Origin of the sequence: Nonomuraea sp. NPDC050643 (assembly GCF_040654715.1) — a bacterium.
In the GTDB taxonomy this organism is placed as follows: Bacteria; Actinomycetota; Actinomycetes; order Streptosporangiales; family Streptosporangiaceae; genus Nonomuraea.
In genome coordinates this window covers 22,367-46,250 of the sequence record NZ_JBFAIM010000045.1, presented here as the reverse complement: position 1 = coordinate 46,250, position 23,884 = coordinate 22,367, and the positions used below count along the sequence as shown (strand labels likewise).

General features: G+C 69.5%; 26 protein-coding genes. 10 read left to right on the top strand and 16 right to left on the bottom strand.

Annotated elements, in window-relative coordinates; translation table 11 throughout:
• Positions 1-306: 306 nt before the first annotated feature.
• The 7 genes from AB0I15_RS42680 to AB0I15_RS42650 form a co-directional block, all read right to left on the bottom strand.
• Positions 307-741: an STAS domain-containing protein gene (locus AB0I15_RS42680; protein ID WP_358109437.1), complete on the bottom strand. Its 435-nt coding sequence runs from the start codon at positions 739-741 to the stop codon at positions 307-309.
• Between the two features lie 281 nt (positions 742-1,022).
• Positions 1,023-1,802, bottom strand: coding sequence for a SigB/SigF/SigG family RNA polymerase sigma factor (locus tag AB0I15_RS42675; protein ID WP_358109434.1), 780 nt, complete (start codon positions 1,800-1,802; stop codon positions 1,023-1,025).
• 44 nt (positions 1,803-1,846) lie between these two features.
• The gene (locus tag AB0I15_RS42670; protein ID WP_358109431.1) at positions 1,847-2,335 is read right to left on the bottom strand and encodes a hypothetical protein; all 489 of its coding nucleotides are present in this window, start codon (positions 2,333-2,335) and stop codon (positions 1,847-1,849) included.
• Positions 2,336-2,341: 6 nt separating this feature from the next.
• The gene (locus tag AB0I15_RS42665; protein WP_358109428.1) at positions 2,342-2,941 is read right to left on the bottom strand and encodes a hypothetical protein; all 600 of its coding nucleotides are present in this window, start codon (positions 2,939-2,941) and stop codon (positions 2,342-2,344) included.
• Between the two features lie 172 nt (positions 2,942-3,113).
• Positions 3,114-3,416, bottom strand: a complete 303-nt coding sequence (locus tag AB0I15_RS42660; protein ID WP_358109425.1) for a hypothetical protein — start codon at positions 3,414-3,416, stop codon at positions 3,114-3,116.
• A gap of 67 nt (positions 3,417-3,483) precedes the next feature.
• Positions 3,484-3,777 (bottom strand): GlsB/YeaQ/YmgE family stress response membrane protein, encoded by a 294-nt coding sequence (locus AB0I15_RS42655; RefSeq protein ID WP_358109422.1) that lies wholly within the window; start codon positions 3,775-3,777, stop codon positions 3,484-3,486.
• 397 nt (positions 3,778-4,174) lie between these two features.
• Entirely contained in the window at positions 4,175-5,026 is an 852-nt protein-coding gene (locus tag AB0I15_RS42650) for a universal stress protein (RefSeq protein WP_358109419.1), read from the bottom strand.
• A gap of 414 nt (positions 5,027-5,440) precedes the next feature.
• Between AB0I15_RS42650 and AB0I15_RS42645 the strand changes: the two genes are divergently transcribed.
• Positions 5,441-6,016, top strand: coding sequence for a DUF5994 family protein (locus tag AB0I15_RS42645; RefSeq protein WP_358109416.1), 576 nt, complete (start codon positions 5,441-5,443; stop codon positions 6,014-6,016).
• Here AB0I15_RS42645 and AB0I15_RS42640 read toward each other — a convergent pair.
• The 6 genes from AB0I15_RS42640 to AB0I15_RS42615 form a co-directional block, all read right to left on the bottom strand.
• Positions 5,988-7,403: a glycoside hydrolase family 130 protein gene (locus AB0I15_RS42640; protein WP_358109413.1), complete on the bottom strand. Its 1,416-nt coding sequence runs from the start codon at positions 7,401-7,403 to the stop codon at positions 5,988-5,990. The two genes, AB0I15_RS42645 and AB0I15_RS42640, sit on opposite strands and share 29 nt — an antisense overlap.
• A 56-nt stretch (positions 7,404-7,459) precedes the next feature.
• On the bottom strand, positions 7,460-8,464 hold the full coding sequence (locus AB0I15_RS42635) for a glycosyltransferase (protein WP_358109410.1): 1,005 nt from the start codon (positions 8,462-8,464) through the stop codon (positions 7,460-7,462).
• Positions 8,461-9,432, bottom strand: a complete 972-nt coding sequence (locus tag AB0I15_RS42630) for a glycosyltransferase (protein ID WP_358109408.1) — start codon at positions 9,430-9,432, stop codon at positions 8,461-8,463. Before AB0I15_RS42630 ends, AB0I15_RS42635 begins: the two co-directional genes overlap by 4 nt.
• Before the next feature lie 325 nt (positions 9,433-9,757).
• Positions 9,758-10,771 carry a glycosyltransferase family 4 protein gene (locus AB0I15_RS42625; RefSeq protein ID WP_358109405.1) on the bottom strand — a complete coding sequence of 338 codons (1,014 nt, stop codon included), beginning with the start codon at positions 10,769-10,771 and terminating at the stop codon, positions 9,758-9,760.
• 295 nt (positions 10,772-11,066) lie between these two features.
• Positions 11,067-12,320 (bottom strand): PP2C family protein-serine/threonine phosphatase, encoded by a 1,254-nt coding sequence (locus AB0I15_RS42620; RefSeq protein ID WP_358109402.1) that lies wholly within the window; start codon positions 12,318-12,320, stop codon positions 11,067-11,069.
• A gap of 74 nt (positions 12,321-12,394) precedes the next feature.
• Positions 12,395-12,655 carry a hypothetical protein gene (locus AB0I15_RS42615; protein ID WP_358109400.1) on the bottom strand — a complete coding sequence of 87 codons (261 nt, stop codon included), beginning with the start codon at positions 12,653-12,655 and terminating at the stop codon, positions 12,395-12,397.
• 419 nt (positions 12,656-13,074) lie between these two features.
• On the opposite strand from AB0I15_RS42615, the gene AB0I15_RS42610 reads away from it, so the two are divergent.
• On the top strand, positions 13,075-13,773 hold the full coding sequence (locus AB0I15_RS42610; protein ID WP_358109398.1) for a hypothetical protein: 699 nt from the start codon (positions 13,075-13,077) through the stop codon (positions 13,771-13,773).
• Positions 13,774-14,094: 321 nt separating this feature from the next.
• The gene (locus tag AB0I15_RS42605) at positions 14,095-16,122 is read left to right on the top strand and encodes an alpha/beta fold hydrolase (RefSeq protein WP_358109395.1); all 2,028 of its coding nucleotides are present in this window, start codon (positions 14,095-14,097) and stop codon (positions 16,120-16,122) included.
• A gap of 96 nt (positions 16,123-16,218) precedes the next feature.
• Here the strand turns inward: AB0I15_RS42605 and AB0I15_RS42600 are convergent, their stop codons facing one another.
• Complete coding sequence (locus AB0I15_RS42600; protein ID WP_358109393.1) at positions 16,219-16,617, bottom strand: hypothetical protein; 399 nt, start codon at positions 16,615-16,617, stop codon at positions 16,219-16,221.
• A gap of 455 nt (positions 16,618-17,072) precedes the next feature.
• Here AB0I15_RS42600 and AB0I15_RS42595 point away from each other — a divergent pair, with 455 nt between their 5' ends.
• The 4 genes from AB0I15_RS42595 (at position 17,073) to AB0I15_RS42580 (ending at position 20,031) form a co-directional block, all read left to right on the top strand.
• Positions 17,073-18,098: a serine/threonine-protein kinase gene (locus tag AB0I15_RS42595; RefSeq protein ID WP_358109391.1), complete on the top strand. Its 1,026-nt coding sequence runs from the start codon at positions 17,073-17,075 to the stop codon at positions 18,096-18,098.
• 131 nt (positions 18,099-18,229) lie between these two features.
• Positions 18,230-18,469 (top strand): hypothetical protein, encoded by a 240-nt coding sequence (locus tag AB0I15_RS42590; protein ID WP_358109388.1) that lies wholly within the window; start codon positions 18,230-18,232, stop codon positions 18,467-18,469.
• Between the two features lie 322 nt (positions 18,470-18,791).
• Positions 18,792-19,082: an STAS domain-containing protein gene (locus AB0I15_RS42585; protein ID WP_358109385.1), complete on the top strand. Its 291-nt coding sequence runs from the start codon at positions 18,792-18,794 to the stop codon at positions 19,080-19,082.
• Between the two features lie 130 nt (positions 19,083-19,212).
• On the top strand, positions 19,213-20,031 hold the full coding sequence (locus AB0I15_RS42580) for a GAF and ANTAR domain-containing protein (protein ID WP_358109383.1): 819 nt from the start codon (positions 19,213-19,215) through the stop codon (positions 20,029-20,031).
• A gap of 186 nt (positions 20,032-20,217) precedes the next feature.
• On the opposite strand, the gene AB0I15_RS42575 is transcribed toward AB0I15_RS42580, so the two are convergent.
• Positions 20,218-21,060: an alpha/beta fold hydrolase gene (locus tag AB0I15_RS42575; RefSeq protein ID WP_358109381.1), complete on the bottom strand. Its 843-nt coding sequence runs from the start codon at positions 21,058-21,060 to the stop codon at positions 20,218-20,220.
• Positions 21,061-21,403: 343 nt separating this feature from the next.
• Here AB0I15_RS42575 and AB0I15_RS42570 point away from each other — a divergent pair, with 343 nt between their 5' ends.
• From AB0I15_RS42570 to AB0I15_RS42560, 3 genes are all read left to right on the top strand, one after another.
• Positions 21,404-21,613 carry a hypothetical protein gene (locus tag AB0I15_RS42570; protein WP_358109378.1) on the top strand — a complete coding sequence of 70 codons (210 nt, stop codon included), beginning with the start codon at positions 21,404-21,406 and terminating at the stop codon, positions 21,611-21,613.
• Positions 21,614-21,733: 120 nt separating this feature from the next.
• A complete protein-coding gene (locus AB0I15_RS42565; protein ID WP_358109375.1) occupies positions 21,734-22,318 on the top strand; it encodes a DUF5994 family protein in 585 nt (194 codons plus the stop codon).
• A 119-nt stretch (positions 22,319-22,437) separates the two neighbouring features.
• Positions 22,438-22,737, top strand: coding sequence for an STAS domain-containing protein (locus AB0I15_RS42560; protein ID WP_358109373.1), 300 nt, complete (start codon positions 22,438-22,440; stop codon positions 22,735-22,737).
• An 86-nt stretch (positions 22,738-22,823) separates the two neighbouring features.
• Here AB0I15_RS42560 and AB0I15_RS42555 read toward each other — a convergent pair whose 3' ends face one another.
• Positions 22,824-23,795, bottom strand: a complete 972-nt coding sequence (locus tag AB0I15_RS42555; protein WP_358109370.1) for a LysR substrate-binding domain-containing protein — start codon at positions 23,793-23,795, stop codon at positions 22,824-22,826.
• Between the last annotated feature and the right edge of the window lie 89 nt (positions 23,796-23,884).

Genomic DNA, 23,884 nt, shown 5'->3' with positions numbered 1-23,884 from the left:
GTGATCGGCCGTCCTCACATCCCTCGCCGGATGTCATCACAGGCCAGCGTCATATCCGTGGCACATTCCTTCAGTCCGGGGCCGCTGGTGTCTCACGTGGCCGGCACCGGAGGGGTGCCCTGCCGGTCGGCGAGGAGAGCCAGAATTCGGTCGGCGTCAGTGAGCAGGCTGCCGCTCAGCGCCCAGCCGCCGGGGTGGGCGACCTGCCCGCTGGGCCATCCGCTGGGTGAGGCGCCCCGTCGCCGCTATCGAACGATTCGACTGTCCCAGGCACGTGGGCCCGACAGGCGACACCAGGCGCTGGGGTCAACCGGGCCGTGTCGGCGCCTGCAGGTGGAGACCGGGTGCCTGGTGCCAGCCGGTGAGTACGAGCAGGCGCCGCACGTGCGGGGGCACCGACCGCAACGTGAGAACGTGGCGGTCACCGTCACCCCCGTACAGAGCGGCACCGGCGCTGACCAGGGCGCGCAGTCCGCCGAGGTCGATGAACGCCAGGCCACCCAGATCGACGCAGAAGCCGCCGCTCGCCATCGAGCCCAGCGCCTGCCTCAGGTCGGGCAGGGCGGTGCGATCGAGTTCGCCCTCGACCCGCAGGCCCGCGCCATCGGCAAGCGGGCAGATGCGCAGGACCTGGCCGGTAGCCGTGATGGCGGTGAGCGCGATCACGAGTCGTTCGAGCAGGGCGGCGAGCACGGCAGCACTCACGAAAGCGGGGACGCTGATGGCGTCCTTGGTGCTCATACCGGGGCCTCCTACGGGATAGTGGGGGACGAATGGGCCGCGGGTCGAGGCGGGGTCGTGACAACGTTGCGAAGGTGTCAGCTCGCGCGGGGCGCCTGCCCGTAGGCTACCTCGGCCAGCCGCCACAACGCCGGCTCGGCGAAACCGATGGCGACCAGCCACAAGGCGATGAGCCCGCCGGGGTAAGCGACGACGGCATGCAATGGTCCTGAGGTGCCGGCCCCCTGGCGACCCATGGGCCTGGCCCCGTTCTTCACCGTCATCACAGCCCTCAGAAGCGGTCAGTCGGTCAGTGATCTTCGCAGCCGGCCCAGGACGTTACGGAGGATGCGGGAGACGTGCATCTGGGAGATTCCGAACTCGGCGGCGATCTCGGCTTGGGTGTGGTTGCCGTAGAAGCGCAGCAGCAGGATGTGCTTCTCGCGCGCGGGAAGGGCGTCGATGAGCGGCCTGACGGACTGGCGGCCGACGACGGTGTCCAGTGCTTCATCGTGACAGGGCAGGAGATCGGCCAGGCTGACGCTGGGCCCGTGGCCGCCGCCGTTCTCGAGGGGGGCGTCCAACGACAGGGCGCTGTAGGCGGCCGAGGCGTCCATCGTCAGCAGGACGTCTTCCTGCGACAGACCCATGTCGGCCGCCAGTTCGGCGACGGTCGGCGAGCGGCCCAGGGCCTGGGTGAGGTCGGCGGACAGCCGGATCAGCCGCGAGCGGCGTTCCTGGTGGACGCGGGGAACCCGGATGGCCCACGCGCGGTCCCGGAAATGGCGTTTGACCTCACCCGCCATGGTGACGGCCGCGTAGCGGCGAAAGTCGTGGCCGAGGCCGGCGTCGAACCGGTTGATGGCCTTGACCATACCGACGTAGGCGGCCTGTAGGAGGTCTTCCATGGGTTCGCCGCGGTTGCGGTAGCGGCGCGCGAGGGACTTGGCCATCCAGGCGTGCGTCTCCACCAGCCGCTCGCGCAGCAGGGCCTTGTGCGCCTGCGACGTCTGCGGCCGGGCCATTTCGGTCAGGAGCTCTTCGGCGGTCATCTGTTCCAGGGGGATGTCCAGGACGGCCATCTGTTCTTTCCTTCGCTTTCGGTGCCGTGCGGCCGTGGGCGGAGTCAGTGGCTCGTCTGCTCGTCGGCGAGTGGCAGCAGCCGGTGCATGACGTCGCGGTAGGAGCGCAGGGCCAGTCTCAGCTGCTCGGTGTCGTGGTGGCCGGTGTCCTTCCAGAGGTCCTGCAGCTCACGGATGCGGCTTTCCAGCGCCTGGTGGACCGAGGCCGCCATCTCCTCCAGGAGCGAGTCGGCGCGTTGCACCGCATCGCGAGGGTCGTCGACGAAGCACGCCTGAAGATCGCGCCAGCGGTCCTGGACATCGGCCGGGTCGCTGCCGAGCAGGGACACCGCCGGAGCGGGCGATGCGGGTACGGATGCGGGGGGCGGCTGGTCCGTCTGGTCGAAGACGACCTGGTCAGACGGGGTCGCCGAATGGGCGTCGTCGTTGCCGTGGTCGTCGTTGGCGCGTGTGCCGACGGGTCCGGGCCGCGGTGCGTCGGCGAATTCGTCGAGTCGCTCATCAAGGCGTTCGGGGTCGTTGCGGAGGTCCATGTCGGGTCACCTTTGCTGGGAGTCGTCGGTGAGTGCTGGTTGCTCGTGGCGGGTTTCGGCCGATTGAGGGTGGTGCTCATCGCCGTCGTCGAGGAGTTCCTCGAACAGGACGCGGTAGTGCACCATGGCCTGCCGCAGATCCTCGGTGGAGGCCTCGCCGGAGGTGGCGCGCGTGCTGATCTCGCGGGCTTGGCGGTAGTGGTGCAGGGTACGTCCATGCACCACCGACAGGTCCGCCAGCTGCTGCTCGAAGCCGTCGGTGGGATATCCGCGCGCGGCCATGGCGGCGGTGACCAGTTCGCCGGCCTCGGTGACGGCGGGACCCGGGGCGTCCACGAACCGCTCTTGGAGGTTGGTCCATTGCTGGGCGTAGGTCTGCCGGGAGGCCGGGGTGAGCGGCGTGATGTCGAGGGTGGCGAAGCGTTTCTCCCGGGCGCGCAGCTCCTGCTCGGCCGCGCCGCGGTCGTCTCGTTCGTTCAGGGTGCGTTCGTATTCGGGGCCGAAGCGCCGGCGCAGGCCATGCCGGCGCTGGCGCAGCAAGACGTAGCCGACGGCCAGCGCCAGGCCCACCGCCACAGCGACGGCCAGCCAAATCATCGTGGACATATCTGCCTCCTGGAAATGTCGACGGCCTGCAGCGGCACGCCGATGTATCGGTGTGCCGACTGATCCAGACTGTCAATCGGGGCTGTGGCGGCGGCCCGGCCGCCGCCGGTACCGGTGGCCGTACCGCACGGCTTCGAAAAGGGAAGCGGTCACCGGTACGACCGTGGCGCTCCTATCGGAGGCGACGATCGTCGCCGGCCCGACGGGTACCACCCTGTCGGCGGTCGCCGCCGGGTGGATCGGCCAGGGTGGGCGGCGGCCGGTCGTCGATGACGTCCTGGCGGCGGCGGACGGCCGACCGGCTCCAGCGTGACCTGGTGCGCAGCAGCAGGGGCAGCAGCAGGGCGACGGCGCCGCCGAGCATCAGGATGACGCCCACGATGCGCAGGTCGAGGCCGCCCACCGAGCCGTCGGCCAAGGCGAAGGTGAGGATGGCGCCGACGACGATGACCACGATGGCCACGGCGACGGGCATCACCCATCACCTCCGCCGCGCCAGGCTCGTGAGCACCGGAGTGAACTGCGGGGTGAGATGGGCGGGGTCATCGGCGGCCGGCCCAGCGGCCGGTGCGCCGGCCCGAACGCCGGGTGACCAGGTTGTGGGCGAGCAGCAGCACTGCCGCACCGACGATCGCGCAGACCCAGGTGGACAGATTGAAGAACCCCTGGACACCCGGGAGGTGGAACACCTGGGTGGCCACGAAGCCGCCCAGCAGCGCGCCGGCGATGCCGAGCAGGAGGGTGATGATCAGACCTTGCCGGTCTTTGCCGGGGACCAGCATTCTGGCCACCAGTCCGGCGACCAGTCCGAGGATGATCCAAGCGATGATGCCCATGGCCGAACTCCCTGTGGCGGTGCATCGTTGTCTGCGCGGGATCGGTCTTCCGGACCGGTCGAAGCAGAGGGCCGGCCACCGGCCGATTGCCGGCGCCGACGATCACACTTGTTCGCCTCAAGCCAACGCCCCCGCGTGGTGGGCGGAAACAGGCGATTCGGGAAGGATCCATCTCCAGAATCGATCACCAGGACGTCGCTCTGCTCACAGCGGTCAGAGCGCGTGACTCAGCCGGCCTGACCGGCCGGGGCCTGCCGGATCCGGTGTTCGTCGCTGTCTGACGAGGTCAGCGTTGAAGGGGTGATGGGCAGGTTGCGCGCACCACGAAACCCTGACGATCGGATCCTTGGCCACTGGCCTGGGCTGCACCACCCCGGCCAGGGCGAGACTGGTGCCTTCATGCCCGCACCACCGCGACGGAGTTGCGCGCATGGTGGAGGACGCCAAGGGCGACGGATCCAAGCATCACGGTGCCGATCGCCCCTCGGCCCTGGGAGCCCACGATGACCAGATCCGACTTTTCGGACGCGCTGGTGAGGGCATGGACGGGGTGGTTCTGCTGGACGTCCTCGACCACACGAACCTGCGGATATCGCTGCCGCCATCCCAGGAGGATGCGGGCCGCGATCCGGCATTGGGCGGCGTGGATCTCGTCCAGGTCATGGACGCTTTCGGCGATGTGGGCGTGCGCCGGTGGTTGCCACGCGTAGATGACGCGCAGCATGCTCGCGCGGAGCATCGCCTGCTCGAAAGCGTAGGCGAGGGCCGGCTCGCCGGCGTGATAGTCGTCGAGTCCGATGACGATCTCCCCATGGGTGATGCCGGGATCGGAGCGGACGATGACCACGGGGCCGTGTGCGTGCCCGGCTACGTGGGCGCTGACCGAGCCCAGCACGGCCCCGGGGAATCCGCCGAGTCCTGTGCCGCCGATCACGATCGCGCCGGCGTTGCCTGCTTGACCGCGCAACACCGCCGCGGCGGCGCCCTCCATCAGTTCGCTGGTGACATCGATGCCGGGCTGTCGCTTGCGAGCGACGGCCTCGGCGTCGGTCAGAACGTTCCGCGCGCTGAGCGCGATGGCATCAGCCTGGCCCGGGATGGAGAACCTGGCGATCTCGTACGGTGAGCGGTCCACGACGTGGACGATGTGGAGTGAGGCCGCAGCGCGGGTGGCGTCGTCGGCCGCCCATTCGACGGCCGCAGTCGCAGCGTCCGAACCGTCGGCGCCGACAACAATGGCACGATTCATGACTCCTCCAGATTTCGTACCGGCAATTTCCTGATTATTCGAAGCTGGAATTTGCCCGGCCCGTTGATGGTGGCCGCGCCTTCGGCTTCAGGAGCTGGTTTCCGGTGGAGCGGCCGAAGTAGAGCATGCTCCAGCCGTCACCGGGGCACCGTGCCCGACCGGCGTTCACGGTCGCGACGCGACCTGTTCCAAGGGTGCTCTTCCGGCCGAGAACGGCAAAGAAGCAATCGCCGACCTGGTTATCACCGCGATCGATAACCGCATCGAATTCGCCGATGGCGACTGAATGCCTCGCAAAACGAGGTATAATAAACATACCGAGGACATTTCGTGCGTTGGCATTCAGGTTGGCGTCGCCCGCGGCGATATACCATTCCGGCCCACGATGAGGGCCTGACGGGCCAGGCAACGATGATGGCGACAACACTCCTCTCACCGTCAAATCCCGGCACGGCCGACGTACCCACGACCCAGTCCGCGCTCAGGCTCAGCCTGAATCCCCTCCTTGACCGGAGAGGCACGGTCGACGGAGCGTGGTGGCCCCGCACCCGGGACGCCGCCGCCGAACTGCCCGCCCTCATCTCCGCCGTCGGCCGGCGGCTCGACAGGGCCGTCCAGCGTGTCGGCCTGTATCTGGACGCGTGGGATCACATTCCACGCCGCATCCCCGCCAACGGCTGCCAGGTCAGAGTGGGCTGGTTCCGCAGCTCCGACCCACACCTGATCACCCTGAGCGTCGCGGGAGCCGCGCCCCTCACTCTGCTGGTCATCCCGCCGGGCACCGCGAACGCCCCGGCCACGGCGGCCCTCGCGCTCGCCGCCGCAGGCACGGTCGGCGTTCGTCCCGCTGACCTCCTTCGCCCCTCGGGCCCAGACGAGGACGTACCCGGCGGCTACGACGGCTCAGCCGCCTGGGAGAACGAGGGTGGCCGCGTCACCGATCCGAGCCCCATGGCTCGCCTCAATCCGGTGGGCGCATCGCTTCGATGAGGGTGGTGAGCGGCACGCGGGCGAATCCGATACGGGTGTCGCTCGCCCCGTAAGGGAGCCACACGGCGTCGTCGTGGAGCAGGCCGCCGCAGGAGTACACGACGTTGGGCACGTAGCCGTCGCGTTCGGTGCCGTCGGCCGTGAGGAGTGGGCCTGGGAGCACGGCGACCACCCGGTGCGGCTGGTCGCGGTCGAGCAGCAGGGCCCCGATGGCGTAGTCGCGCATGGGGCCGACACCATGGATGAGGACGAGCCAGCCGAACCTGGTCTCCATGGGAGATCCGCAGTTGCCCACCTGGATGAGCTCCCAGCCGCGGCTGGGCAGGTGCAGCGGGACCGGTCGCTGCCAGCGGTTGTGCCGGTCGAGGACGGTGATACCGATGGTCTCGCCATCGGAGCGGCACAGCGCCAGACTGCGTCCGTCGACCGGGCGGGGGAACAGTGCCATCCCCTTGTTGGCCGAAGCCGGGCCGCGCATGGGGGTGATCTCGAAATGGCGCAGGTCGTCGCTCGTGATCAGGTGAGAGCGGATGTGCCGCCCGTCGTAGGCGGTGTAGGTGGCGCGGTAGGACGGCCTGCCGTCCTCGTCGACGATCCGGACGAAGCGCGCGTCCTCCATGCCGTTGCGCTCGGCCTCGGTCGCCGGCCAGAGCACCCGCCGGTGCAGGGGCAGGTCGGGGGGAAAGGCCACGGCGTACTCCGAGCGTGTCGCGCGGCGCAGTTCCTCCAGGGTTTGCTGCGTGGTGGTACGGGTGAGCAGGTCGGCGGGCAGTCGCGCGATCGCGCGCTCGAAGTCGTCGTCACTGAATCGCTCCGGCAGGGACCCCAGCATGGTGGCCGAGACCTCGGTGTCCCGTGCGTCGTCGGAGAGTCCGGCGGCCAGCAGGTCGCGCCGGTGGTGGGTCGCGTGACGGCGTCCGGCGGACAGGGGGCCGTCGCGGTCGGCGATGGTCAGGTCGGAGCGCGGGCCGAGCACCGCCGTGGCGAAGCCGATGGACGACAGATGTCCCTCGCCGATCTGCCGCAGGCTGATCACCGCGCGGAGCTGTCCGGGGCGCAGGCCGGACTGGTCGGGATGGGGGATGATCGACGGGTTGCACAGCGCCGCGCCCTCCACGGCGTATTCGTGGCTGAAGTAGGCGCCCACGAGCAGGCGGGCCGGCAGGGACGGCTCGGCCTCGCGCGGGACGCGATGGCGGACCAGGTCGTAGTGATGGGCGAAGGTCGTCTCGAGGTCGTCGTGACGACCGCTGTAGCGCCGCAGCGTCTCCTGGAGCAGTTCGGTTGTCTCGTCGTCGTCGAAGAGCATGATGCGGTCGATCAGCGCGGCGGCGCGGGTACGGGTGAGCGCGGCGTCCTCGCCGGGCACGAAGAGCTTGATGATCACTCTTCGCGCGTCAGGAGTGAGCGTCGGGCCGATGCGGGTGGCAAGATCCCCGCCGGTCATGGCCGGCGCCGGTCGTGCTGCATGGTGGAGATCAGCGCGAGGGTCGATTCGGCGCCCTGGTTGAGATTGGGGCCATGTTCGGTCAGGCCGTCGTAACCCCCGCCGGTCGCGGGGTTCCACATCGCGGTGTCGGCGTCGTTGGCGCCCTGGAACCACGCCACCGACCGTCGTACCGGCTCCTGCCAGGTGTCGTCGCCGGTCACGCGGGCGGCGGTGGCGCAGGCGTCGGCGAGCGCGGCCACCTCGATCGGTTGCTGGTCGTAGCGGGATCGCGGCGCGTCCGGCCGCCAGCCGGCGACGGGCACGACCGAGAGCCGGCCGTCCGTCGTCTGGACGTCGCACAGCCAGGTGAGCATGTTCAGGCCGCTGGTGAGCAGGTGCCGGTCGTCGCTGAGGTCCCCGGCGGCGATGACCACCTCGGCGAGCGCGGCGTTGGCGTAGGTCAGGTACGGCTGCGGCCACGGCCAGGAGGGATCCTCCGCGGGGGTGCCGACGGCCTCCGCGGCGTCCGTCAGCAGGCTCGCGGCCGCGCTGTCGTCCGGGGTGACGCGCAGGACCTCGGCCGCGCCGAGCCCGGCGAAGGCCATGGCGCGCGGATGCGGAGAGCGCTGCCTCGCGCCGAGACCGAAGGCGTAGAGCGCCTCCTGCCGGATCCAGGGGGTGGAGTTGCGGGCCGCGGCGGTGCCCAGGCCCCACATCGCCCTTCCCCACCAGTCGCCGACGCCCGGTTCGTCGCTCCAGCGCCGGTCGAAGGAGAGCCGGTTGCGGAACGCGCCGGAGCGATCCTGGGCATGCGTGAGGAAGGCCACGTAGCAGTCGGCTAGCCGGGAGAGACGGTGGACCGGGCTCGGTTCGCGGCTGATGACGACGAGGCCACGGGCGACGTCGTCGGTGCAGTACCCGTGATGGCGCAGGACGATGGCGTGCCGGGCATGCTCGAACAGGCCGGTGTCGTCGCTCAGCCGCAGCAGGTGTTTGAAACCGGGGGTGGGAGCCCTCATGGCAGCACCGCGACCGGCCGCTCGGCGGCGAGGAGCGACCGCGCGAGACGGTCGTACCGGGCCGCGACCGCCGGCCACAGCAGGGTCGGGATCAGGGCTCGGCTACGGCCGGTGAGATCGCGGACCGACTGGGGGTCGGTGAGGATCCGGCGGATGGCGGCGGCGAGCCCGGCAGGGTCTCCATGCGGGACGATCAGGCCGGGACCGTCGGTGAGCAGTTCCACGGCGTGCGGGAAGGCGGTGGCCACGACCGGCACACCCGCGGCCACGGCCTCGATGAGGACACCGGACGTGACCTGCTCGGCAGAGTCGTAGGGCAACACGACGACATCGGCCGAACGCACCAGTCCGCTCAGCGACTCCTGGTCCCGGTAGACCGGGTCGTGCCGGACGGCCTTGGACACGCCGATGCGGGCGGCGAGGTCGTACAGCCCGTCGCGGTAGGTCTCGCCCTGATGCTCCAGCACTTTGGGGTGGGTCTTCCCGGCGATCGTGTAGAGGGGCGACGGTTCGAGGTCTCCGAGGAGCGCGAGCGCGCGCAACGCCCATTCGATGCCCTTGCCGGGGCCGAGGAGCCCCCAGGTGAGCAGGTGCGGACGGGAGTGGCGCCGAGCCGGAACCCGCAGGTGATCGGCGGCTCCGTGCGGGATGAGGAACACCTTGTCCGGATCGACCCGGTAGCCGGTCGTCAACCGGTCACGGGCGGTGCCGGTCATGGTCACCAACGCGCCGGCGGCATCCCCGATCTCCTCGAGCAGGGCCTTCTGCCGGGGCGTGGGCCTGGCCAGGACGGTGTGCAGCACCACGATGCTCGGCACGGCGAGAGTGCACAGCAGCGGCACGACGTCCTCGCCGTCGGGGCCGGGGTAGATGCCGTACTCATGCTGCACGATGGCCACGTCGAAGTCTTCGAGAGCGGCGGCGGCGGCCTTCCAGCCGCCGCGTCCGCCAGGAGTCCAGGTGTGCACAACCCCGGACGGCGGCCGTTCGCCGTCATTGTCCGCGGTGACACGAACGATCCCGCCGAACGGGCCACCTCTGGTGAACTGGGCGGCCAGGGCCGAATTGAACGTCGCAAGTCCGCACTCGGTCGGCGGATGCGTGCTGAGAAAGCCATAAGTGCGGGGCAATTTTCATGCCTTCCAGAATGAGGACGCACCAGAATGGACGCCGATGCGGCACGCGGTGAAGACGCCTAAGAACCTGAGCCTCTCACCGGGGGCCCGCCCTCATACGGGGGCCCGGCTGTCGCGACCCCTCAGCCGATGGTGGGTCTGCGCAAGAGTTACACTATCAGGCGCTAAATTTCCTTAACATTTCCGAATATATATTCAGGTAATTTGTCACCATTTGGTACGCACTGAATCTGCGTTCGGCTTGGGCACGGCAGCCCGCGCGGTCGATCGTCGCGATGCGCGCCACCGCGGTGACCGCCTCGTCGAGGGAATCCACCAGGAAACCCGTCACCCCCTCGTCCACGACCTCTGGCATGGATCCGCGCCGGTAGGCGACGACCGGCGTACCACAGGCCATCGCCTCGACCACCGCCAGGCCGAAGGGCTCGTCGAACGCGATGGGATGCAGCAGGGCGGTGCCGCCGCCCAGGATCTCGCCGCGCCGCTCGGGCCCGACCGAGCCGAGGAACGTGACGTGCTCGCCGTCGATCTTCGGAGCGATCTCCTCCTCGAAGTACCGCTCGTCCTGAACGATTCCGCAGATGGTCAGCGGCATCCCGGCCCGCCGGGCGATCTCGATGGCCGTGTGGGTTCCCTTGTCGGGATGAACGCGGCCGAAGACGATCAGCCCTCGGCCGCCCACGGCGTCGAAGGGAAACGCGTCGAGATCGATGCCGTGGTGAACGGTGGCGACGTAGTCCAGCTCTGTGGCGCGATCGGCGTCCGAGATCGACACGTAGGCGGACCGGGCGCGGGCGTAGGCGGGCAGGATGCCCGCGCCGGAGAACCCGTGCACCGTCGTGAGCAGCGGGGCCCGGCAGTGATCGGCGAAGGCGAGCGGCAGCCAGTCGAGATGGCTGTGGACGAGGTCGAACTCCCCCGAACGGCTCAACGCGTGCGCGACATGCATCGCCTCCCACACCCGTCCGTCAAGGGACGGATCGTCGGCATAACCGCGCGGGCACACTCCATCCAGCGTCGCGGACGTGAGGGAGTCCAGCGTGGCGAACAGCGTGACATCGACACCGCGGGCGGTGAGCCCCTCGGCGAGCAGGCTGGTGACCTGCTCCCAGGGGCCGTAGTGGCGCGGAGGCGTCCGCCAGGCGACCGGCCCCAGCAGGGCCACCCTCACGAAGCGGGGGTTGCGCTACGCGGTGCGGGATCACGATGGTCATGCGCGACGCCGAAGCCGCGACCGGCCTGCTCCACGAACCGGAAGGCCCGGATGCCGTCCGTACGGCTCATCGCGCGCCTCCTGGTGTGCTCGTCGGCCCTGACTGTACACCGGGGAGGAAGGCGCCGTGCGGACGACCAGCACGCGATGCCAGCCGGGCAGCGCCGAGGCCCGCAAGGTGACGGCAGGCGAGAAGCCGGTAGGAGCGGTGCCGGGCAGGACCGGCGGCGCCGAAAGACGGTCGGGAACGTGTTCAGGACGCTGCGAGGTCGTCCTCGGCAAGGTAGTCGGCGGTCCCGCCGTGCCATTCGACCAGGAAGAGGGTGGCGTCATCACTTGTCGCACCCTTCCTCTGGCGCATCAGGGTGTGAGAGAGGGTCCGTACCATCTGCTGCACGTTGCTCGTCATGGGCCCGACGTGCTCGATGGAGTCGATCAGACGTTGTTCGCCGAACTGTTCACCGCCCGTCTCGTGCTCTTCGACGACACCATCGGTGTAGAACAACACCCGATCGTGACGCACGAGCCGACGCGTGTTGATCTGTGGGGCGGCACCGCCAAAGCCGACCGGGAGGGTGCCCGCGCCCTCCAACACCTCGATGACGCGGTTACCGCGGATCAGCAACGGCGCCGGGTGCCCTGCGTTGACCCATTCCAGGCAACCAGACCCGATGTCCAGACGCGCCATCTGTGCCGTGACGAACTGGTCGGGGCCGAACTGTTCATCGATGGCGGCATCCATGAATTCGTACAATCCGGCAAGCCCGACGTTGGCGCGTCTGGCGTGCCGGTAGGCGCCAATGGCCACGGTCGCCAGCACAGCGGCGTTCATCCCGTGGCCCATCGCGTCGATGACGGCCAGGTGCAGGACTTCCTCATTGAGGGCGTAGTCCAAGCTGTCTCCCGCGACGTCATAGGCGGGCTCCATGATTCCGGCGACCGCGACCTGTGGGACGACCATGGACAACGGGGGCAGCAGCGACCACTGGATCTCCGCGGACAAGCTCATCGGCTTTCGACGCCGCGCCAAGAGGAACTGGTCTGTATAGCTGTTCTTGGTCACGAGCATATCGGCGACCAAGCCGGCCAGCCGTCGCAGCAATCGTCGGTCATGGTCGTCGACCCTGCTGAGGGTCAGTGCCATCACCCCGACCTCGTCACTGCCATCGAGGAGCGGCAGGAACATCCGGATGCCGTCGGCCACCGGACGCTCCACTCTCGCCTCGCTGACAAACGCCTGCCCTGCCCATGACCCGTCGATGGGCAGGGGATCGCCGCCTGTGAGCCCCCTGCCCGGCAGCGGCACCAACATCACCTGGTCATAATCCTGAAGGAGGATCGACACCTCCCAGCCACCCATCCTGCGCACCTCCTCCGCCACCAGCGGAGCGATGAGCTGTGGCGGCATGGTGTGAGCCCGGTCCAGCAACTGCCCCAGCAGTCGCTCGCCGAAGCCTTCCGACCGGTCCACCACAACCTTGTGGCTCCCCGGCACACGTCCCGTCATGACTGATTCGGTCCCCCCGTGCCAGATCTCCGCTCTGCCGGTAGCCGGCGTCAACGCCGGGACTGCCCGCCGAGCTACAGATACTGGCCCGCCTCGGCGCTGTCTGTCTTCGACACACGCACCGAGACCACGTTGGCGAGGTTGATGACCACGCCGTGCACGTCGTCCTCACGGTCGTATCTCGCCCGCATCAACACCAGGCTGCGCCGCTCGTCCACAGCATGAGCGATCGCCGCCACCGCCTCCGGCTCCCCCTCGAAGTCGCCGCTCATCACGGAGACGTCTTCACCGCCCACCGGACGGAATCGAATGATCAGCGCGATATTGTCAGGCACGGTCGGCTCCTTTCGCCAGAATCCGCAAGGGATAGCTGCCCAGCGTCGGACGCTGTAGGCATCAGGGGTGCCGAGAGGATGTTCTGTGACGTTACGGGCCTTTGCTCCCTGCGGTTGAGGGGGATTCTCGGTAGCGTCTGCCATGCCCCAGCGATCTGTCCGACGAGTGGCGGGAGCTGATCCGGCCGGTCATCACCTCAAGGAGGGGCCGGCCCCCGTCGGTCAGCGGCCACGAAGGCCGCTACGACAGGTGAGAGATCGTGAACGCGATCTTGTACCAGGCCCGACCGGCTGCCGGCGGCGCTAAGCGTGCCCTTGACCTGCCCGATGACCACGCGGCTGATCGACGTGTGCCGAGCTGCTCGGTCAGGACGTGTGTCTCGCGTACGGCGCGTTCCCGCAGCGGCCCGATGACGGCGATGTCGGTCGTCGCCTGGGCGCGCGCGGCACTACGACGATCCGCGCCCGAGCAGAATACGAACCCGTTGGCCTGCTGGTGGGCCGGGGATCCGGACGGAGCGGACGCGGCGGCCGACGAGGCGATCGCCGTCCTCACCGCCGACGAGCCGGAGCACGCCTGCCGGGCCTACGTGAATCTCATCCGGTACGACCTCGAACTCCTTCATCTCGACGATGCCAGGCGCCGCCTCCCCGAGAGCATCGAGTTCGTCGAGCGCTCGGATTTCGTGATGTTCTCCCGGTACCGCCAGGTGGCGTTGGGGGCACTGCATTTCGCGACTGCGGACTGGGACCAGGGCGTACCGGCCGCGGGGTACGCACTCGACAGCTCCCCGCCGGTGCGATGCGCCGCGCTGACCCTGATCGGCCGTACCCGGCTGCGCCGCGGCGAGCCCGGCGCGGTGGAGACGTTGCGTGGGGCGTGGCGGATCGCGGTATCCCTGCGTGAGTGCCAGTGGGTCGGTCCGGCCGCCGCGGCGCCGGCGCGCGGTCCGGCGCCCGCGATCCGGGTTGACCCGGCCGGGTTGACCGAACGCCAGAGCGAGGTCGTACGACTGCTGGCCCTGGGCATGACCAACGCCGGGATCGCCGGCCAGCTCGTTCTCTCGGAGGCCGTGGCGCGCGCCTGCGACCTGGGCGTCCTCGACCCGCGGCGATGAAGGCCGACGAACGACGGCGCCAATGTCCCAAAAGGCGACCCTGAGGCGCAAGCCACGACAAACCCACAGCTCACAACTGGGAACCGGGGATCGCGCACGCCACGCGGGCCCCCGCAGAACCATGACCTGGGCGGATGACATTGTCGGCGAGCGCGGGCACCGCGATCTGGCGACGGCACGGGGGTGGCCCCTCCCCCGGATACACCGGCAGGCCCCCATGTGCCGGAGGCCCGCCCTTACCAGACTCGGTACCGAGCAGCCGGTCTTCGAGGGGCGGGCGGCTAAGGCGTCCCCGCACCCGTACGCATCAGAGAGGTCGACATGGATCCGAGGCCGCGATTACGAGGTTTCACCGGCGCCAGGATCGTGGCCCTGGCGGTGATCGCAATCCTGGCGCTCGCCCTCGGCTACGTGGGCGTCCAAGGCAAGGCGACGCCGGTGGTGCCTGCCGGTGCCAGGGCCGGTGCGCTGGCCCTGAGCCCCTGCACGTACGCCACCGAGGCCGGAGCCCTGCCCGCCGACTGTGGCACGCTGGTGGTCCCGGAGAACCACCGCGTTCCCGGCTCCCGCCTGATCGCGCTGCCGGTGACCCGCATCCGGGCCACCGGCCGAAACCCGGCCGAGCCGATCTTCCGGCTCGGCGGCGGGCCCGGCCAGTCGAACATGTCCTTCAAGCAGGCGAGCCGCCTGACCGATCGGCACGACGTCGTCCTGGTCGGGTACCGGGGCATCGACGGGTCGGTGGCCCTCGACTGCCCCGAGGTGACCTCGGCGCTGCGACACTCGGCCGACCTCGCCGGACCGGAGTCGTTCCGCCACGCGTCCCAGGCGTTCACCGACTGCTCCAGGCGGCTGACCGAGGGCGGCGTCGACCTCAACGGCTATTCCCTGCCCCAGCGCGTCGACGATCTGGAGACAGCGCGTACGGCGCTGGGCTACCGGCGGATCAACCTGTTCAGCACGAGCGCGGGAACCCGCATCGCGATGATCTACGCCTGGCGCCATCCCGGGTCGATCCTCCGGTCGGCGATGTTCGGCGCGAACCCGCCGGGTCACTTCCTGTGGGATCCCCGGATCACCGACAACCAGCTCGCCCACTACTCCGAGCTGTGCGCCCAGGACGCCGGGTGCGCCGCACGCACCGACGACCTCGCGGCCTCCATGAAGGCCACCGCGGCCGACCTGCCGGACCGCTGGGGGTTCCTGCCCATCAAGAACGGCAACGTTCGCGCCACGACATTGTTCGGGCTGGTCAACTCCACGGAAGCGGCCGCACCACTCAACGCGCCGGCGATGCTCGACGCGTGGCTGGCGGCGGCCGACGGCGACCCGAGCGGGTTCTGGGCCGTCTCGGTGCTGGCCGACCTGACCTTTCCGACGTCCTTCGTCTGGGGGGAGTCCGCCTCGGCGGGCATGATCGACGCGGGGCCGGTCGACCGCTACTACGCCGCGGGCGGCGACCCGGGCTCAATCCTCGGCAACGCCGGCGCCGACCTGCTGTGGGCCGGCGGCGGCCTCACCAAGGCGTGGCCGATCAGCCCCGACAACCTCGAGTACCAGGAGGTGCGGCCGTCCGACGTGGAAACCCTCCTGATCGGCGGCACCGTCGACTTCACGACACCGGTCGAGCTGGCCACCGACGAGCTGCTACCGGCGCTGCCGAACGGCCATCAGGTGATCCTGGCCGAGCTCGGGCACAGCGCCGACTTCTGGCACCACCAGCCCGAGGCGAACCGGCGGTTGCTGACCGCCTTCTTCGACCGTGGCCAGGTCGACGGTTCCCGGTACGACACCCGCAAGGCCACATTCGAGGTCGGGGCGCTCAGCATGTCCACCATCGCCAAGATCCTCGTGGGCATCCTGGCCGGCTTCGCGGCGATCGCCGTGGCCCTGCTCGGCGGGATGGCGTACCGGGTGCGTCGCCGGGGCGGCTTCGGGCCCAGGGCCGGCATCTGGCTGCGCGTCCTGACCCCGGTGTTCCTCGGCCTCGGCGGCTGGTTCCTGACCGTGCTGATCGTGCCGAGCCTGTGGCCGGCGGCGTTCTTCGGTGACCTGCTCATGACCGTGCCGCCCATGGGCACGGCCATCGGGCTCGGCGCCTACTGGGCCTGGGTCCACCGCGACTGGGCGCCTCGGGCCCGATACCGGGGCTTGGCGGCGGCGTTGGCCGGGGCACTCGCGGGAGCCTGGTCCGGCTTCTCCGTCGCCGAGGGCCTCACCGGAGCGATGACCACGATCACGGGCGCGGCCATCACCGCCAACCTGGCTCTCCTCATCCTCGGCATCGTCGATGACCGGCGCGCCCGGATGGGCCGATCGCGCAGCCCCGACAACGTGCCGGCGACGTAGGCGAGGGCCCTGGATTTCTCGGTGGTGCTCTCCGGCATCGCCGCGTCCAGTCCGGGCGTGCCGGTCGTGGCGGGCGTGTCGCGCAGCCGCAGGACCTCACCGCGTGGCGTGGTCGTCGGCGAGCGGCATCAGCTTGTGCAAGACGTTGCGGTAGGCGCGCAGGGCCATCCTCAGTCGCTCGGTTTCCGTGTCGTCCTGGTCGGTGTTCTTCCAGGGCTCCCGGAGCTCACCCAGGCGGCGTTCCAGGGTCTCGCGGATGGCGGTCATCACTTCGTCCATGAGCGAGTCGGCTCGCTGGACGGCTTCGCGCGGGTCGTCCACGAAGGACGCTTGGAGATCGTGCCAGCGCTCCAGCACACCGCTCGGGTCGCTGCCGAGCAACGAGCCGCGTTGGGGCGGCGCGGGTTCGGCCGCCGGGTCGAAGACGAGCTTGTCAGACGTGGGGACCGGCACCGTGGCGTGGTCGAGACGTTCTTCGTCGTTGCGGCCGTCCATACGATCAACTCTCTCGAGGTCGCCGTGCAGGGTCGGGTGGCGGTCACGGGCATCGGCGGCCGGTTGCGGGCGATTCTCGGCGCCGGCCTCGACGAGTGCCGCGGTGCTGGTGGCCAGTGAGCGTTCACCGTGGTCGACAGCCCGTCATGCGGAACAGCCGCGCGAACTCGTTCTCCTTGAGCCAACATCCCCGCGCACGGTACGGACACGGCCAATCCCAGAAGAGTTCATCACCCCAGCCGATCACCGGTGGCGGCACGGGCGATGAGAACCGCAGGCCCGGATCGGCCTGCCGAAGGGATCCGATCGGTGATCGGCTGCGGTGATGAGCTTTGCTCGAAACGCCGGTAGCCGTCCGCTGGTCAGCGGCTTTGGCTTAAGCTGTCTGGCTTGTCTTCGGGCGGCGTGCGTCAGCGTCGGCGCCCCAGCGACGGCCAGCGGACAGGAAGGTAAATATGGGGAGGACTGGCGTCGATGCGGCCGGTGAACATCGCGGACTCGACGCACCGTTGGACCCCTCTCTTCTCGCCGATCGCTACCGGCTGCTCCAACCTCTCGGGCGAGGCGGCATGGGAACGGTCTGGCACGGCCATGATGAGCTGCTGACCCGCGAGGTCGCGATCAAGGAGGTGCCGTTGCCCGCCGGGCCGGAACGGACGATCCTGGCCGAGCGCACACGTCAGGAGGCACGCGCCATGGCGCGCATCAGCCACCCGAATGTCGCGGGCGTGTACGACGTCGTCGAGGTATCCGGTCAACCCTGGATCGTGGTGGAACTGGTGCGCTCTCGAACGCTCGGTCAAAGGGTGGCCCAGGACGGGCCGCTGTCTCCGCGCGCGGTGGCGAACATCGGGCTGGACGTGCTGCAGGGGTTGTGCGCAGCTCACGCGGCCGGGATCGTGCACCTGGACGTCAAGCCGGACAACGTGCTGCTGGCCCATGACGGTCGCGTGGTCCTGACCGACTTCGGCATCGCCGCGATGGACGGCGAGGCCCCCGTCACCCAGACCGGAGCGCTGACCGGCACCATGGCCTTCCTTGCTCCTGAGCGGGTCACCGGCGATACCTGCCGGCAGTCGGACCTGTGGTCGCTGGGCGCCACCCTTTTCATGGCCGTCGAAGGGCGGCCCCCCTTCTGCCGTGACACGGCGATTCATACGCTCGTGGCTGTGCTCGCCGAGCCACCCGACCCCTTCCAAAGGGCCGGACCGCTGGCGGCCGTGCTCGCCGGCCTGCTCGACAAGAACCCTGCCACACGGCTGGACGCTGCCGGCGCGCGTGAACAACTCCGGCACGTGGCAGATCTGTGGCCGCCGAAGCACAAGCCGACGGCGACCGTCCCCCTGCGCATCCCCGTGGCGGCGACCTCACCGTTCCTGCCCGGTACAGCCGCGCCGTCGGCGAAAGGATCCCGGCTGGGCAGCGGCAAGGCCATCGGGGCGGCGCTGGCCGGCCTGTCCGGGCTCTCACGGCAGGCGTGACCTGGTCGGCCTAAACGGTGAACGGCGTTCTCCGGAGGCCGGCGCCGGCTTCGAGCCGTACGGACGGACCTGGCCTGCAGCGGGTGACGGAACATCCCCGACTACACGCATGCTGGGTCAGCCCCGAGAGCATGAGCGGCGACATCGTTATCGACGAGATCATTCCGACCGCTGACAAGGTGAAAGTGTTCGGGATCGAGGCCACGCGGCTGGGAGACGTCCTCGCGTGGAAGGCGTCCGCGCGCCGTCCCAAGGACCTGCCGGACATCTCCGCCATCGACGACCTGCGGCGGCTGTGGACCACGCCTCGGATCGAGCCGGTATCCGGCCGGCCGCTGCGGGACAGGTCCTGCGCGGCGGTCCCATCGTGACGGCAGGAGTGTGCTCACCGTCGCTGGAGTGATGGAAACGCGCTTCACGTTTGCGGTACCGGCGTTACACTTCTCTTTGTATGCGATCGATGACTATGAGCGATAGTTCGGTCGTGTGGTGGTGCGTGTTCGTACGTAGCTGCCCGTGCCGCCCAGACCCCGCGACACGCACCTCAGGCAAAGAGCCGTACCCGCTGGTGGGGAGACCAAGGGGGACGGTGACGGAGGCGGATCCGCAGGGCATCGATGCTCCAGCCGGGACGCCGGAGGGGGCATCTCGGCCGGCCCCCTGACGAAGAGGGCGGGAGCGGCGGTGGGTGGCGTGACGATTCAGAACGGCCGGCAACAGGGCACGCTGGTGGTGTGCGGGGAACTGGACGTCATCGGCAAGCCGGCGCTGTGCACGGCGGTGCGCCAGGCCCTGCGGGAGCGGCCGGCCGATGTGGTGCTGGATGTGGGCGGGGTGTCGTTCATCGACGCGCAAGGACTGTCGGCCTTGGTGGTCAGCCATCTCATGACCGTGCGGGCGGGAGGGCGGCTGCGGCTGGTGGCGGTGCCGCTGCTCATGGCGCGGCTGCTGCGGCTGACCGGGCTGGATCACATCCTGCTCTGACCTCCGCGATTCCACCCCCGCGACCGAGCCCGCTCGTCTGGTTCTTTCGCCGGGCGGAGAGCGTACGGTGAGGGCGAGGTGTCCTTCGGATGCGGGCCGGCCGGTTCTCCCGGGTCAGCGGGTTCTCTGCGTGGGCGGGGTGAGCGAGCGTAGGCTGCCGAACGTGGAGACTCCCCCGCCCCGGGGCCCGGAACGGCAGGTGGCCGAGGCGTTCATCGCGCTGGCGGACACGCTGGTGACCGGGTTCGACCTCATCGACTTCATGCACGGCCTGGCCGAACGATGTATGGACCTGCTCGGAGTGGACGCCGTCGGCCTGCTGGTCACCGACCAGCGCGGCCGGCTGCAACTGATGGGCGCCTCCAGCGAGCAGACCCGGCTGCTGGAGCTGTTCCAGCTCCAGAACGACCAAGGTCCCTGTCTGGTCTGCTTCCGTTCCGGGCGGCCGGTGCACTGCGCCGACCTGAGCGGCCCGCAGGCCGGCGCCTGGCCGCGGTTCGCCGAGCAGGCCCGCCTGGCGGGCTTCGGCGCGGTCAGCGCGCTGCCGATGCGGCTGCGCGAGCAGATCATCGGCGCGATGAACCTGTTCCAGCGGCAGCCGGGCGAGCTGGACGCGGGCACCGCCGCGCTGGCCCAGGCGATGGCCGACATCGCCACCATCGGCCTGCTGCAGGAACGGGCCATCCGCGAGAGCCAGATGTTGTCGGAGCAACTGCAGCACGCCCTGTCCAGCCGGGTGATCATCGAACAGGCCAAGGGCATGCTCAGCGAACGCCACACCCTGCCCATGGACGAGGCGTTCAGCCTGCTGCGCCACCACGCCCGCAGCCACCACCAGCACCTCACCGACCTGGCCCGGTCAGTGGTGACACGCACCAGCGAGGTGCAGCCGCCGGGTTCCACCGAGGGCGCCGGCCCTCCACCGGAGCAGTACCCGCCCACGTCCTGACCGGCGGCCCGCCCGTGGTCGCCATCTGACGTACAAGAGCATCCGGTGAAGATTGACGGGATCCTGCCGATCCACTGCGAGCCGATCGACGTGGCGAGGACCTCTGCCACGGCCACGACGCCGAACCACGCGTGCTCTCCCTCCCGTTCGCAGCGGCACAAGCCCGTCCGACCGACGTGGCCGCTCCTATGGCGTGTCTCCGCGGTGCTTTCTGGCGTGGCGTGTGATGTGCCGCTGCGCCCAGTGCAGGACGTGGTCGGCGACCTTCTCCCATTCGGGGGCGCCGAGGGCGAAGTGCGGCATGCGGGCGAACTCCTGGTAGTCGGTGACCGCACGGGACTTGCGGTAGCGCTGGTAGGTCTCGCGTACCAGCGTGACGGGGACGGTGTGGTCGGCGCCACCGGCGATCAGGAGCAGCGGGGCACGGGTGTCGTTGTGCACGTCGACTCTGGTGGCGGCGTGCCGTCGCAGGTTGGCGGTGGCGGCCTGGAACAGCGGCCGGCCAGGCGCGGGCACGTGGTAACGCTGGTAGATCGCTTCCGATTCCTGCGCGGTCAGGGTGTTGGTGAACGCGTAATGAAACTGGCCGGCGCTCAGGGCCACGGTCCTGGAACGGTTTCCGGGGTTGGACAGGACGGGGAAGGCCGAACGCAGGCTGCTGATCGGCAGTCGCAGCACGCCCTTGATCGGCGCGGGGTGGATCGCGACACCGGCGACGCCCAGACCGCGGTCGAGCAGGATCTGCGTGATCAGGCCGCCGAAGGAGTGGCCGACGATGAGGGGCGGCCGAGCCTGCTCGCGGACGATCTTCTCGTAGAAGTCGGCCACTTCGGTGACGCCCAGGCCGTTCATGACTTCCGGGCTCTTGCGCAGGGCTTCGACCTCGATCTCCATGCCCGGCCAGGCCGGGGCGAACACCTCGTGGCCCAGCCCCGTGTAGCGCTCGATCCAGTGTTCCCAGGCGCGCGGGGTCAGCCACAGCCCATGGATGAGGACGATGGGCGGCTTGGTGTCTGTGCTCTCGGTCATGCTCGTCTCCCGCTAGGTCATCGGCCAGGCTGCCGGCAGCCGGTAGAGGCTGAGATCCGCGTTGGCCCCTACAGCGCACAGGAGCATGCGGCCGGAGGAAACGGGCAATTCACGCGCAGCTCATCTCCTGAGCTGATAACCGAAGCCTCGGGTGCCGAGACCGGCCGATCGAGCAGCCGGCCCGACGGGTCTGACATGCTCGGAGCTCACGGACGGCAGGTGAATGATGTCGAATGCTCGACCTCCGCAGTGGGCGGATCCCGCCAACGGTGTGGACCAGGCCCTGACCGGTGTCTTGGAGGCGATCGTCTCAGCCTCGCGGTCTCTCGCCCTTCGGAACGCGATGAGCATGGCCCTCGACGGCGACCGGCAGCGGCTCGCCGTCTGCCTGGCGGCGATGACGCCTGATCAGCTCGTCGAGGTGGCCGACGCCGCGCGGTTGCTCGGCGCCGCGGCCAGCCAGGCGCTGGGCGGCGACGGCATGGTACGGGATGCCGCCCCAGCGAAGGTCGCGCCGGTGCGGACGGAACAAAGTGAACAAACGTGTTCATGACCAGGCACGAGGTACCATGAAAGTACCGAGGACTTTTCGAGCGTTGGCACTCAAGTCGGCGTCGCCCACGGCGAACCACCCCACCGGCCCTGCTGAGGGGCCCGGACAGGTCAGGCGACCATGACGCCGACGCTTCTTTCTCAACCCGCACCGCTCGGCCCCGCCTCATCCTCGATCCCGCGAGTCGATTCCGCGCTGCGGCTCAGTCTCCACCCCGTACCGAACCGGCAGGCCACGGTAAACGGGGCCTGGTGGCCCTACTCCCCCGACATGGCGGCCGAACTGCCCGGTCTCATCGCCGGCGTCGACCGGCTCCTTGACCGAGTCACGCTCCACATCGGCCTGCACGGCGACGTGTGGCAGCACGTCCCACGCCGCATCCCGGCCCGCGGGCGGCAGGTCCGCGTCAGTTGGTTCCGTCACACCGACCGACGCGTGATCACTCTCGGCTTCGCGGGCGGCGAGCCGGTCCTCTTGCTGATCATCCCGCCGGGCACCGCCGCCGGCGCCGCCGAAGCCACGCTCAAGCTCACCGCTCAGGACACCACCGGTCTGGCGCTCGACGACATCCTCACCCTCGCGAGCCTGCCACCCCACCCCACCTTCCGCGCGGCGACCACCGGCAGCCCTGCCGAAAAGGCGAACGAGAGCCGGCCGGTCATCGGCCAGGACACGACCTCACCCCGCGGACCGTCCCCGGCGTGACCCGTGTGCCGCCTGCCGTCCGGATCGAGCAGGTTCAGGGCACCACCCATTCTGGCGGCGGACCGATCTCCGGCCGGCAAGGCATCTCGTACTTTCAGCTTCGCCAGTGAGGAACTCCCATGACCGTCATCAACACCGCCGCGCCGACCCTCGTACATCTGTCGGGGGACATCGACATCTTCACCACAGCGCGGCTACGCCGGCAGCTGATCAACGCCCTCGGCAGCAGCACCGGCCTGCTCGTCCTGGACCTGTCCCAGGTCACCTTCTGCGGCGCGGGCGGGCTGGGCGTGCTGATCGGCGTGCAGGACCGTGCGAAGGCCCGGGGCATCACACTCGCCCTGACCGGCGTTCCGCCACGCATCGCCAGGCTGCTGCGTATCACTGGCTTGGACCACCACTTCCTGATCATGATCTGACGCCACGCCGGCCCCCGCGATCTCGCCGCGCGGAAGGATCCCGCTCACCAGGCTTCGTGGCGCACGCAGCCGTCAACGCTCGCGTCTCAGACGGGCTCATCGCTGGGGCTGGTGATGCTCGGAGTCTCTCCGCCCGGAACAGGCCCGGTGGCTGGGCTGATGGGTTCCAGCCAGCCGAGCCGCTCGGCCAGGTGCCGGGCGCTGTCGATGACGGTGGCGATGTGGGGCGAGGGGTTGGCGTCGTGCCACAGCAGTGACCACGGGTAGTGCGTGGCGGGTTCGATCAGGGGCCGCCAGGTGGTGCCCGGCCGGTTGGAGGTACGGAAGGAGGAGGGGACGCAGTGCACACAGCGGTGCTGCAGGACGAGGTCGGCGGCGGCGCGGCTGCTCTGCACGGTGCCCTCGTAGATGGCGGGCACGAACCCGGCCGAGCGGCACAGCGTGATGACGAACCGGTTGAGCTCTGGGGTCTGCGACTCCTCGCCGAGCAGCACGAGTTCGTCGACCAGGGCGGCGACAGGCACACCGTCGAGTTCGGCGAATCGGTGGTCGTCGGGCACCAGCACGCCGAGCGGATCGAGCCTGATCAGCTTGGAGGTGACCTCGGCCGGGGCGTGGGAGGCGTGTCCGATGGCGATGTCCAGGCGGCCGTCGGCCAGTTGCCGGTACTGCTCGGGGGTGCCCGCTTCGACCTGATGGATCGTGACGTCGGGATGGGTGCGCTGGAGTTCGCGCAGGATCTGCGGCATGGAATCGTAGCCGGCGTCGATGATGCCGACCCTCAGCGTGGGTGCGGACGTGACGGCGTTGCGCGCTGCCTGCCCTGCTCGGCCCACGTGATCGAGGATCTGGCGGGCCTCGACGAGGAAGGCCGCGCCCGCGGGGGTCAGGTCGACGTGGTGAGTGCTGCGGTCCAGCAACCGCACGCCCAGCTCTCGTTCCAGCCGCTGGATCTGCTGGCTCAGCCCGGACTGCACGATGTGCTCGCGCGCGGCGGCCCGGCCGAAATGTAACTCTTCGGCCAACGTTACGAAATAGCGCAACTGACGCAACTCCATGCCCGCCACCCCTTCCCACCCGGGCGGCGCCCATCCGGGCCGTCTCCCCCCACTCTAAGCGCCACGCGGTGGCGTGAACGCACGGAGAG

Bases quoted from the DNA above. Each gene is read 5' to 3' on its own strand.
- AB0I15_RS42680 (WP_358109437.1), bottom strand. From the start codon at position 741: ATGAGCACCAAGGACGCCATCAGCGTCCCCGCTTTCGTGAGTGCTGCC.
- AB0I15_RS42675 (WP_358109434.1), bottom strand. From the start codon at position 1,802: ATGGCCGTCCTGGACATCCCCCTGGAACAGATGACCGCCGAAGAGCTC.
- AB0I15_RS42670 (WP_358109431.1), bottom strand. From the start codon at position 2,335: ATGGACCTCCGCAACGACCCCGAACGCCTTGATGAGCGACTCGACGAA.
- AB0I15_RS42665 (WP_358109428.1), bottom strand. From the start codon at position 2,941: ATGTCCACGATGATTTGGCTGGCCGTCGCTGTGGCGGTGGGCCTGGCG.
- AB0I15_RS42660 (WP_358109425.1), bottom strand. From the start codon at position 3,416: ATGCCCGTCGCCGTGGCCATCGTGGTCATCGTCGTCGGCGCCATCCTC.
- AB0I15_RS42655 (WP_358109422.1), bottom strand. From the start codon at position 3,777: ATGGGCATCATCGCTTGGATCATCCTCGGACTGGTCGCCGGACTGGTG.
- AB0I15_RS42650 (WP_358109419.1), bottom strand. From the start codon at position 5,026: ATGAATCGTGCCATTGTTGTCGGCGCCGACGGTTCGGACGCTGCGACT.
- AB0I15_RS42645 (WP_358109416.1), top strand. From the start codon at position 5,441: ATGGCGACAACACTCCTCTCACCGTCAAATCCCGGCACGGCCGACGTA.
- AB0I15_RS42635 (WP_358109410.1), bottom strand. From the start codon at position 8,464: ATGAGGGCTCCCACCCCCGGTTTCAAACACCTGCTGCGGCTGAGCGAC.
- AB0I15_RS42620 (WP_358109402.1), bottom strand. From the start codon at position 12,320: ATGACGGGACGTGTGCCGGGGAGCCACAAGGTTGTGGTGGACCGGTCG.
- AB0I15_RS42610 (WP_358109398.1), top strand. From the start codon at position 13,075: ATGTCGGTCGTCGCCTGGGCGCGCGCGGCACTACGACGATCCGCGCCC.
- AB0I15_RS42605 (WP_358109395.1), top strand. From the start codon at position 14,095: ATGGATCCGAGGCCGCGATTACGAGGTTTCACCGGCGCCAGGATCGTG.
- AB0I15_RS42600 (WP_358109393.1), bottom strand. From the start codon at position 16,617: ATGGACGGCCGCAACGACGAAGAACGTCTCGACCACGCCACGGTGCCG.
- AB0I15_RS42595 (WP_358109391.1), top strand. From the start codon at position 17,073: ATGGGGAGGACTGGCGTCGATGCGGCCGGTGAACATCGCGGACTCGAC.
- AB0I15_RS42590 (WP_358109388.1), top strand. From the start codon at position 18,230: ATGAGCGGCGACATCGTTATCGACGAGATCATTCCGACCGCTGACAAG.
- AB0I15_RS42575 (WP_358109381.1), bottom strand. From the start codon at position 21,060: ATGACCGAGAGCACAGACACCAAGCCGCCCATCGTCCTCATCCATGGG.
- AB0I15_RS42570 (WP_358109378.1), top strand. From the start codon at position 21,404: ATGAGCATGGCCCTCGACGGCGACCGGCAGCGGCTCGCCGTCTGCCTG.
- AB0I15_RS42565 (WP_358109375.1), top strand. From the start codon at position 21,734: ATGACGCCGACGCTTCTTTCTCAACCCGCACCGCTCGGCCCCGCCTCA.
- AB0I15_RS42560 (WP_358109373.1), top strand. From the start codon at position 22,438: ATGACCGTCATCAACACCGCCGCGCCGACCCTCGTACATCTGTCGGGG.
- AB0I15_RS42555 (WP_358109370.1), bottom strand. From the start codon at position 23,795: ATGGAGTTGCGTCAGTTGCGCTATTTCGTAACGTTGGCCGAAGAGTTA.